6 protein-coding genes, 3 tRNA genes and 1 rRNA gene are annotated in these 10,631 nt (G+C 44.1%); 8 read left to right on the plus strand and 2 right to left on the minus strand.

Features of this window, described 5'->3' with window-relative positions; translation table 11 throughout:
* The 4 genes from BLT91_RS29495 to BLT91_RS29510 all read left to right on the plus strand — a co-directional run.
* A 23S ribosomal RNA gene (locus BLT91_RS29495) occupies positions 1-267 on the plus strand; the annotation flags it as partial.
* Between the two features lie 106 nt (positions 268-373).
* Positions 374-446 (plus strand) — tRNA-His (locus tag BLT91_RS29500).
* 16 nt (positions 447-462) lie between these two features.
* Positions 463-534: transfer RNA gene (locus BLT91_RS29505), tRNA-Gln, on the plus strand.
* Between the two features lie 9 nt (positions 535-543).
* Positions 544-625, plus strand: a tRNA-Leu gene (locus BLT91_RS29510).
* 110 nt (positions 626-735) lie between these two features.
* Here the strand turns inward: BLT91_RS29510 and BLT91_RS29515 are convergent.
* The gene (locus tag BLT91_RS29515) at positions 736-1,905 is read right to left on the minus strand and encodes a tyrosine-type recombinase/integrase (RefSeq protein WP_090827734.1); all 1,170 of its coding nucleotides are present in this window, start codon (positions 1,903-1,905) and stop codon (positions 736-738) included.
* Positions 1,906-2,511: 606 nt separating this feature from the next.
* On the opposite strand from BLT91_RS29515, the gene BLT91_RS29520 reads away from it, so the two are divergent.
* Genes BLT91_RS29520 through BLT91_RS29535 form a run of 4 tightly spaced genes read left to right on the plus strand, consistent with a single transcriptional unit; the run spans position 2,512 to position 10,261 of the window.
* The gene (locus BLT91_RS29520) at positions 2,512-3,552 is read left to right on the plus strand and encodes a Wadjet anti-phage system protein JetD domain-containing protein (protein WP_254777199.1); all 1,041 of its coding nucleotides are present in this window, start codon (positions 2,512-2,514) and stop codon (positions 3,550-3,552) included.
* Entirely contained in the window at positions 3,543-5,069 is a 1,527-nt protein-coding gene (locus BLT91_RS29525) for a replicative DNA helicase (protein WP_090827736.1), read from the plus strand. The genes BLT91_RS29520 and BLT91_RS29525 overlap by 10 nt, the downstream gene beginning before the upstream one ends.
* Positions 5,059-5,832, plus strand: a complete 774-nt coding sequence (locus BLT91_RS29530) for a DUF6063 family protein (RefSeq protein ID WP_175532598.1) — start codon at positions 5,059-5,061, stop codon at positions 5,830-5,832. The genes BLT91_RS29525 and BLT91_RS29530 overlap by 11 nt, the downstream gene beginning before the upstream one ends.
* A complete protein-coding gene (locus tag BLT91_RS29535) occupies positions 5,816-10,261 on the plus strand; it encodes a coiled-coil domain-containing protein (RefSeq protein WP_090827740.1) in 4,446 nt (1,481 codons plus the stop codon). The genes BLT91_RS29530 and BLT91_RS29535 overlap by 17 nt, the downstream gene beginning before the upstream one ends.
* An 83-nt stretch (positions 10,262-10,344) precedes the next feature.
* Here BLT91_RS29535 and BLT91_RS29540 read toward each other — a convergent pair.
* Positions 10,345-10,631 (minus strand): IS3 family transposase (locus tag BLT91_RS29540; protein ID WP_141225110.1); only part of this gene is annotated, 287 nt, incomplete at its 5' end.

Here is a 10,631-nt window from a genome sequence, read left to right on the forward strand (position 1 = left end):
CGTAGGAAATTTGAGAGGAGCTGTCCTTAGTACGAGAGGACCGGGATGGACGTACCGCTGGTGTACCAGTTGTCTCGCCAGAGGCATCGCTGGGTAGCTATGTACGGAGGGGATAAGCGCTGAAAGCATCTAAGCGCGAAGCCCCCCTCAAGATGAGATTTCCCAAGTCAGTAAGACCCCTTGTAGACGACGAGGTTGATAGGTTCGAGGTGGAAGTGCAGCAATGCATGCAGCTGACGAATACTAATCGGTCGAGGGCTTAACCTCAAAGCTTTCCGGAGGAAAGCTAGCTTCGGAAGCATAAGCATGTAACCTAAGGTAACACTTTACGCAAGTTTCGTATCTAGTCTTCAGGGAATAAATCCCTACTGTGGCGATCGTGGCGAAGGGGTTAACGCACTGGTTTGTGGATCCAGCATTCGTGGGTTCAAGTCCCATCGGTCGCCCTTTTCCCTTTATCAATGGGGATTAGCCAAGCGGTAAGGCAACGGACTTTGACTCCGTCATGCCTAGGTTCAAATCCTAGATCCCCAGTTTTCTTAAGCGGTCGTGGTGGAACGGCAGACACACCATCTTGAGGGGGTGGCGCTCACAAGGCGTGAGGGTTCAAATCCCTCCGACCGCATTCCTAGAAAAACCCTTGATTATCAAGGGTTTTTCTTATTTTTCACTTACTTTTTCTTGTTCTTTCATGTGTTATACTTACGTGCTTGGGGACGATTTGGGGACGAATTTTTATGTCATCAGTGATGGATTCAGGCCATCGAATTTATTAGCAGCTTCGCGGCTGATTTTCCGAGTAACATGGGTATAGATATTGGCGGTCGTCGTGAAATTTGCATGGCGGAGTCGTTCTTGAATTGTTTTCATATCGGTTTGTTTCTCAAGCAAAATGGTTGCAGTCGTGTGCCTTAAGCCGTGGAGAGAAATTCGTTTTAGATTATGTCTTTCAGTAAACCTTCGCCACCATTCGGAGGGATACGTAAAATACAATGGTTTGCCAAAACCTCCGTGAAATAGGTAACTATGTTCTGCACCGATCCATAAATCTTTAACAGCTCTTTTATTTTCCACCCATTCAATTTGATAAAGTTTCAATAAATCCATAAACCATTGTGGCATATCAACTTTCCCAATTGAACTTTTGCTCTTGGGTTCCCCAAGGATGGCTTGACCATTTTCTGTGAGTGAAATGCTCTTGTTTATCCATATTGATTCATCCTCAAAATTAACATCGGACCATTCCAAAGCAACCAATTCACCTCTTCTGAAACCTCCGATTAAAGCAGCAGTACAATACACTCTCCACATTAATGATTCCTGATTTAATGCCTTAATGACCTCTTGTGCTTCTGCTTCTGAATAGTATTCGATATCATTTGAAACGACCTTTGGCTTTTTAATCCCTGCCATCGGGTGTGTTTTTAACAGTTTCCAATGGATTGCCTGATTAAAAACATTTTTAATTACTCTATATATGTATTGAATCGTGCCGCTTGAGAGTAATTGACCTCTACCATCTTTCCGTGCACCTGTTTTTCCGAGATCTTCAAGTAAGGACAGAATGTGCATAGGTTGGATCTGATCTATTTGTTTATGGCCAATGACAGGCAGGATGTGATTCTTCAAGTGAACGGAATAATTTTTTAATGTTTTAGGTGCAAGTTCCTTCGAAGCGTATTTGTTCTTCCATTCTTCTACAAAGGAACCAAAAGACATTTTCTGTGGTGCGATGAATTCGCCGATTTCAATCTCTGTGACAAACTTGGCGAGCGCTTTTTCAGCCTCACGTTTTGTCATATTAGAAACAGTTTTCCTTTTTCTTATCCGTTTACCGTTTGTATCAAAACCAAGTTCAACTGTAAGCCTCCAAGAACCAGGTCCTCGCTTTTCTAAAGTTGCCATTATTAACCCCTCCGTAATTACTCAGCTTGGAAGCTATTATTAACATTTTATTCATTTTAGAGACCCATATATTTCTAACTGATTTTGCAAACTATCCGTTTTGTGGATTTGTAAGTATTATTAGACTGGTTAGTTGAGGGGCGTTTGGATATTCAAAATTAATAAAATGGTGATTTGATGGTTAAAACGATTTAACAATATCAGGCTCAACCCATAGAAATATGGAGTTGAGCCTGATTTATTTTCATTGTATGAATTGAAATTTTTTGTTGTCGGAACGTATATTCGCTGACAAAAATGTGTCTATTTTAAATGTCATAATTAAGATCGAGAAAGCTATTACAAACCGGGTGACTCATTCATTATGAACCTCGAGGGAAAGATCAAGACGCAGTTCACAACTTAGATAAAGTGGTTGGTCACAAGGGTATTACAGTGATTATTTATCTTGGCGGAATTTTGTTCTGGTTGCCGATATGGGAATCTTCAAGACTATCCTAATAATTATAAGGATTGTGGAACGCATTCCTCCTCATTATTTCCAAATAGTGAGGTAGCATTCTGATATAATTGCTTTATATTCATTAATTTAGACAGGAGTCGACAATGAAAGAAGTTCAACTTAAAATGAGTGAATTCATCAAAATGGCAAAGCAAGCAACCGTTTGGACTGAGCAACTGGAGAAGTTATTTGATGGCGAGCAAGTCACCTATGAACAGTTTGCTGAGGTTGTGCTGGCGATGGAAGAAACGGGCCTGTTAACAGAAGTAAAGTCAGCAGGAAGGAGATCTAAGAGGCCTTCCTTGGCGAATCGTTATCGCATTCAAAACACATTGCTAAAGTCGAATTTCCAACAGCGTCTTCATAGGTATCGCCTTGATCTTCATCCATTTATCTCACTTGATCGGTATTTTGCGCTTGGTGAAGTATCTTTTGATTCCGATCTTCCCTATATTCAAAAGATTCATCACTATTTGCAAAACAACCCATTTCCAGATAAAATCGCATCCGCTCCAGAGAGAAGCTTTGCGCTTGTCGGTGATGAGAAATGGGTGACTGAGCGTGGAGGGAAATCCATTCTCGAACGAATCGGTTTGTGGGATAAGCTGCTAATTGAATCCGAATATGATCCCCTTATGTTGGCTATCAATCCTCCATTGTTATCTGAACCATCAAGTACACATCCATGCTTGCATCTTATTGTAGAGAATAAGGCAACTTTTCAGGCGCTTCTTCCAGCATTGACCGAAACCTTGTTTCATTCACTCATTTATGGGTGCGGGAACAAAATCGTCGGCAATATAGATCTGTTTCCTCTGCAATACCCTGTCAAGGGTAGAGAGCACCTCTTTTACTACTTTGGCGACTTGGATCATTCGGGCATACAGATTTGGTACAATCTATCAAAGAAGATACGAATGATCCCTGCTCTACCGTTCTATTCTGCCTGTATGGAGAAGGAGCCAGCCAAGGGGAAAGCGAATCAGCGGCGAGACAATCAAGCCTTGCAGTCGTTTCTCGCGTGTTTTCCTTTCCCAGATAGGGATCAGCTCGATCGTTATCTGACAAGCGGAAATTATTATCCACAAGAAACGTTGTCGACACGGCAGTTACAGCAAATATGGAGGGATGCTTCATGGATATAGTCGGGGCGGCTGATGTCAATCAAATTGTAACGGGTTTTCAAGAGCGCATGTCAAAGGTAGCTTTGTTTGACCCTCTCTTTGAGCTGCAGCGCAAAAAGCAGACGGATCTGAATGGCACAGCCATCGATATGATGGAGCTTGGACTACTCTCCCTGTTATTTTTTTTCGAGCAGAAGCTAATGCGCAATCAAAGGGCGGGAGTTAAAGATCTTGCTGCTTTTTTGAAAATAGTCACTGCGCAGCGGCTTCACTTTACAGGAGACGACTTTGAAGAACTCGCCCGTTCCGTCATACAGGTCTTTCGTCCTGCTTCGGGGAGGAAACGGTCTTTTTCTTTTTATAATTGGGAAACGCAGGAACAAAGCACGATAAATACATCCATTCTGAAGGCAAGCGCCTTTGATGCCAAGTCTAATACCCAATACTATGCCCTAGATGAGGACGGGCTTGAACTCGTTTTTGCGACCAAGGAATTTTATCTGGAATTCCAGCTCTCAATCCATCAGCTCGTGCTGCGCAAGCAATTAGAGAAAGGTGAATTTCAAGGGGCGCTTCGGCAAATTAATGAAATGCGTGTCGATGTAGAGGCCTTACAGGAGCGTATGGTTAAGCTTGCTCATGAGATTAAACGGAGTATCGTCTCCGAAGAAACCTTAAAGAAATACGGCACACTATTGGATGATATTTATGCACGTCTTCAACGGGAAAATGAAGAGTTCGAAGAGCTTAGAGACTTTGTTAAGGAAACGAAGGAACGTATTTATGCGGACACGCTGCAGTCCAAACAGCATAATGCATATGAATTTATTTTGCGAATATCGGTTGAGCTTGAGAAGGTACATGGGGAACATACCTCATTGCTGCAACGGAGCATGGAGTTGAAAAGCGGAGCATTGCAGGCGGCGAAAGAGTCGCTATATTATACTGGAATGGACTCCTTTAATTTTGATAAGGACATTGCTAGTCTTGTGTTCGGTTCTCCGCTGCCCCTTGATGCTTTGAGAGGGGTTCTTTCACCTTTTATAGGGCTTGAGCAAACAGCAGGCTGGTCGCTTCTCACCGTATTTGCTCCACAAAATATTACGGGGGACGGCGAAGTAGATAATCGGGATGAGGGTTTCCTAGAGCTTGCAGATGGGGATCAGGCAGACGAATTTGTTCAACGCAGGGGGACGCTTTTTACTGAATTGATGGTCGATTTACTTGAAAGTTTGAGTAGCCGATCGTTAGTACGATTATCTGAACGGATTGAATGGTATAAGGAGGAGAAAGCTTACTTGCTAGATAGTCGTGCTTTCTACGATTTTTGGCTGATCTTGCATCAGCGCAGCCCCATTCATTCAAAGCCGTTGCAGCATAATGAGGAAGCCAAGCCTAACGGTATGGAAGAAGCGATGCGACTGCTCGGTAATCGTACTCTCCTCCTCGAAGAGGAATATGGGATGATTCAAGTGAATGAGCGGTTCATAATCCAAGAGATGAAGCTGAGATGGGGAGGACTTGATGATGGTTTATGATACCGAAGTTGTGTTGAAAGCGTTTCGTCTGTATGCCGAATTGAGTAGGCGAGGAATTGTGGAACGCGAAGGACTACAGATGTATATGGCCGATGACGAGATCAGGGGGCTTGTAGATCAATTCGCGCGAGAAGTTGACTGTATGACCGTTACGGCGGGTGATCAGCTTCATCTCATTCCACTAGCTCGATTATCGCCCTTTCACGTTTCCAACGATTATTTGAAAAAAACGTATTTGCGCAGTCAAGCGGTTAACGCCGACTTATATTTAATGTATGTAGCCATTATTACGTTTATTGGCACTTTCTACGATAGCTATCAAAGCATGGAACCGACAAGGGATTTTATACCTCTGGACGAGTGGCTTTTGCTTGTTCAGGAGAGGATTGAAGGTCTTAAGGAACATGATCCCGAGCAGTTGAAGGAGTATGAGAAGGAGTTCTCTTACAATTGGTCAGCTATCATTGAAAAGTGGGATGCGATGGATGATATCAAGGAAACGGCGAAAAGGCAAAGCGGAAACACGATCAGTCGGTTAAGCTTTATGGACATGGTCAGAAGGTTCCTGCTAGAACAAGATCTAGCAGAAGAAGTAGGCGAAAGTGAACTCACGTTGACCGAAAAAACAAAAATTATTGTGCAGCGGTATTTTATGGAATTGCAAAATAATCGTGGCATTCTGCAATTTCTGTATCAGTTTGAAGAGGTTAGAAAAAGCACCTCGGTGCAGAAGGGGGAACACTACGATGCCGACAATCTCTAAAATCAGGTTTACTCATGTCATCTATGAGGGTGGTAATAAACGGTATAATGATGAAATATTCGACTTCTACGGGCATAATGGGGCCATCGTATTGGAAAACGGCGGAGGAAAAACGGTGTTTATTCAAACTGCCCTTCAAGCCGTTTTCCCTCATGCTGACCTGGCGGGGCGCAAGGTAAAGGAGACGCTGTCCCTGGATAATGGCCCCGCGCATGTTGCCATTGAATGGATCTTAAATGACAAGCCCCGAAGAAGGTACGCCATAACCTGTGTAAGCCTATTCCAATCGGGTAACGGAATCGACTCTCTTCGTTATGTCTATGAATATGGCGAGCATGATAGCAATGGCCTTGATCATGTGCCATTCGTCAAACCATACTTGGGCAAGTCACGTCCGGCAGATAAAGGCGAAATGCAGGATTACTACACCGTAATGGAACAGCGTCACCCGCTTAATGCCAAAGCATCGTTCCCCTCGATCAAAGAATATAGAGCTTATTTGGAAGATCATTTTCAAATTATTACGGGCGAATGGGAAGCCATTGCCAAAATCAACGACACAGAAGGCGGGATCGAGAACTTTTTTGACGAATGCAAGTCAACAACACAATTATTTGATCGGTTGCTTATCCCTACGGTTGAGCAATCCATTGAAGGCTATGAGCAAGGGGCGTTCGCAAAAATGTTTGAATCTCACCGTGAGGGATTTAAGAAATACAAGGAATTAAAGGAGCAGATCGAAGAAAATAACCGTATTTTGCAGGAGTTGGGCCAGTATGTAATGCTCTATGAGAAGCTCGGTCACCAGGAGCAGCAATATGAGGAAGGACGTAGGGAAGCGAAGTCATACTGGCAGTTGTCGGTGGAGCACGAGAAGGAACTTCATTTAGCGAAAAGCCGGCTACTAAGCCAGCATGAGGAATGGAGCAAACGCAAGGGGAGGCTTCTCCGGCAGCGAAAATCATTATCGATTGTCCAGGAAAGACAAGATAAGGATGCACTAGAGACGAAGCTGCAGCTTACCCAGAATGATTTGGAGCGGGCGGAGGCACGTTTGGGGGAAGCGGAACGTAACTATTTCTCGCTACAATATGCCGAGGGACGAGAGAAACGACTTCAAGCATTGGCGAAAATAAAGCAGATCGGGCAACAGCTGGAGCGGCAGTCGTATTCTGAGGATGAACAAATACTGCAAAAGCGTTGGGATTTGAACGGGGGTCAGCTGCGGTATTTATTCCAAGAGAAAGATAAGAAATTATCAGGTCGCCAAGCAGAAAAGGAAACGCTTCTGAAACAATTGGCGAAACAGTTGCTGGCTATGGATCATAAGATCGATCAATTGCAAGAGGATATTTTGGAAAAAGAAAAAACAATACTTACAAGAGATACGGAACAGAGAATTAAACGACAGCAACTCGAACAAATCGCAAATAAAATTCTAATTAATTCGCATTTGGAAAAAGTCGAGATACAGATGCCGCTTTGGGCTGAGGAAGAACAGCGGCTTGAACAAAGCCGTATTGCATTACTTAAGGAGCTCAAACGGCTGGAAGAGGAACGCAACGCTAAGAATGGCAGACGGAACGACGCGATTGAAGAACGCATGAAAACGGATAGGGAGCTGACAAAACTCCTGGAGCAAGAAGAACGACAGCGTATGGAGCATGACGAGGTGAAGCTGGAGCTTGTTAACCTTCGTCCTTCCTGGGAGAAACGAGGATCTCTGTACGAGAAGCAAGCATCTATTCAGGAGCAGCTCGCAGAGGAGATTGAGAAGCGGCTTGACCACAAGCGAAAACTGCTTATCAAGGAGCGTCTTGCTTACCGTTATGTGGATGATCACGGGCAACAAGAGCTGTTTTTTGCGGATGTAGCGGTATCAAAGCTCTGTGAGCAGTGGCGTCATCAATTCTCATTGCTTCAGCTTGGTACCGTTTATATTAACGATTTGTACGATGAGGCTGGGGGAGAAATACAATCGAGCAGACTTTGGGCAGTAACTCTCATCACAACGGATCATGAGAAGTCAATACTACAGCAAAAGCTTCGCCAGACAAAAGGGAGCTTTGCTTACCCGATTCGTGTGTTAAACACGCAAGAGGCAGCGAATGCAGTGCAGGGACAATTGCCTTCTGATGCTGATGCCGAGCAATGGGTTGTGCCTGAGCATTGGCTTAACAACGAACAGCCTGCTAGATTTGAACAATGGAAATCCGAACTTGCTGAACAGGCTGACGAAGTAAAAGTGGAGCGCGAGAAAGCGGAATTGGATATTGCGAAATGGCAATCCGCCCAACGGAAATTTGCAGCCTTTTTGGTCAAATTTCCACTGACCATGCAGCAAGAAGTAGAGCAGAAACGATTAAATCAACAAGCAAAGCTGATCGAGTTAAACAGGGAACTGGAGCGGTTGGAAAATGATTTAATTAATAATCGCCTAAAGGAAGAACAACGGCGAAAAGCAGTAGAGGATATGGGAAGCCATATTATACAGTTGGGCATGTGGCTTCAGGAAGGCAGACAATACATGTTGTTGGCAAATGAAGTGAACAAGCTAGAAAAGGAGATTATTCCCGTTCGTGAACAGCTTGATTTGCTCCAGAAGCAGCTTGAGCGTGAACAAACCATGCAGCAACAGGCGCGACAAGAGAACGATATGCTGAAAAGAGATGAGCAGGACATTATCATGCAGCAGCGTTTGCTGCAACTCGATGAGCGATATTCCGAAGTACAGTCATGTCCTCCTGAGTTTTCCGATGGAACCATCGAAGAGTTAAAAGAGGAACGTAAAGTGTTGGATCTGGAGCGGCACCGTATTTATCAGGAAAGACGGCAGCTGGAGACGAATCTGTCCAGTGAGCAAGAGCGGGAACAGGAATGTTCACGATTGATGGAGCAGTTATTTACGGAACATCCTGACCTTGATACCGAGATGCCGCTGCCTATAGAAATCGAGAAACGGAAACGGGGCGGATGGTCAAGTATTCAAGATTATCGCAACCAGTGTCAGAGAGTGACCAGAGAGCACACAAGAACAGTGAATGAGCTACAAACTAAGAATGGGGCCTTACAGCTATTGATGCTGCAGTTTAACGAACAGTTTCCCGCTCATGAACCAGATCTGTTTCAGGAAGCTCTTTGGGCAGTGGAGGAGCGATTATCTGCAGAGGAAACGCAACTTCGAAGCGAAGCTGAACAATTAAAGCAGCAGGAAATGCAAACGGATAAGCAGTTGAAGGAATTGGAGCATGTGGTGGGCTTGTGGAACAAGCATCTGCTTGTTCATGCACTCGAGGATATCAAGCTTCCTATATCGGTTATCAGCGAAGAGAATAAGGTGGAATTCAGATATAACCGTGCATTGTATACAGAGCGAAGCATCGAACAGTTAAGGGTACGTAATGACCGACGCCTTGAAGAGCAAAAGTCGGTGCAAAAGGGTAGACAGCGGTTAAAGGAATACTGCAGCACACACGTTAAAGATGTGAAATTAAGACAAATGACGATTCAGGGCGTAGAAACAAAGGACAACTATGGGGAAATTACCGATTTCCAAAAATCCATGGAACAGCGAATTCAAATGGCCGTGCATCTTTGGGAGCAAACACTGCAGACACACGATCTGGAACTGCAGCAGTATATCCAGCATATCAACGCTCATCTAAAATTGATTGTGCAGGAGTTAAAAGAGATTCCGAAGAAAACCCGTGTTAAAACGGGCGAAGGATGGAAAGAGATTTACAGCTTCACGATACCAGTATGGGAAGAACAGGACGGTAAGCAGAGGATTCGCAAACATATCGACTGGATTATGAGTAAGCTCGAACGGTACACAGCTGAACAAGAGCAAGGAGGCTGGCAGGAGCAGCAAGCTTCTATCCGCAAGGATCTGGAGAAGTGGCTTGATGCCAGACAACTGATTCAAGTTGTTATGAATGGAGAAGGAGTGAAGGTGGCATGCCATAAAGTGACCAATGATCAGCAAGTAACGAAATCGGCGTTTTCTTGGGAACAATCGAACCGCTGGTCCGGCGGTGAGAAATGGAGCAAAAATATGACGCTATTCCTTGGTTTGCTTAATTATGTAGCGGAGCGGAAGCAATTTATTCAAGCCAAAATGAAAAGACACCGTACCGTTATTCTTGACAACCCATTTGGAAAAGCATCAAGTGACCATGTGCTCAGTCCTGTATTCTTCATTGCAGAGCAACTCGGTTTTCAAATGATCGCTTTAACCGCGCATGTGGAGGGGAAATTTCTGCAAGACTATTTTCCAATCGTATACAGCTGTCGTCTGCGTCATGCTGTCGATTCTTCGAAGCAGATCATCGAGTCTACTCAGCAGATTCAAACTGCGTATTTCAGGGATAATGATCCCGATACATTAGATAGGATAGGAAATAGGGTGAGCCAGGTGGAACTGTTCTAGGCATGAAGGGTTGTAATAAAAAACAGCGCAAAGGTTGATTGATCTGGACCCTTTGTCAAGGACACTTGAAAAAAGCCTTGTGTCTAGGCGGCTAACAATAGATGATTCCTGTATTGCACAGGTGTCATCTTTTTTAATCCCCACTGATATCGATTATTGTTGTAGTAGCGAATATAACGGTCAATCTCTCGTTGTAGTTCTCCTAATGAGGAACAATTACGATGATCAACATGGTCCTTCATGTGGCCAAAAAAAGACTCTTGAGGCGCATTGTCCCAGCAATTTCCTCGTCTAGACATGGATTGACCTAACCCTTTTTGCTTCAAAAGTTCTTGGTACTTAGGGCTCGTATAATGACTCCCTTGATCTG

It is taken from the genome of Paenibacillus sp. yr247, from assembly GCF_900103825.1.
Taxonomy (GTDB): domain Bacteria; phylum Bacillota; class Bacilli; order Paenibacillales; family NBRC-103111; genus Paenibacillus_E.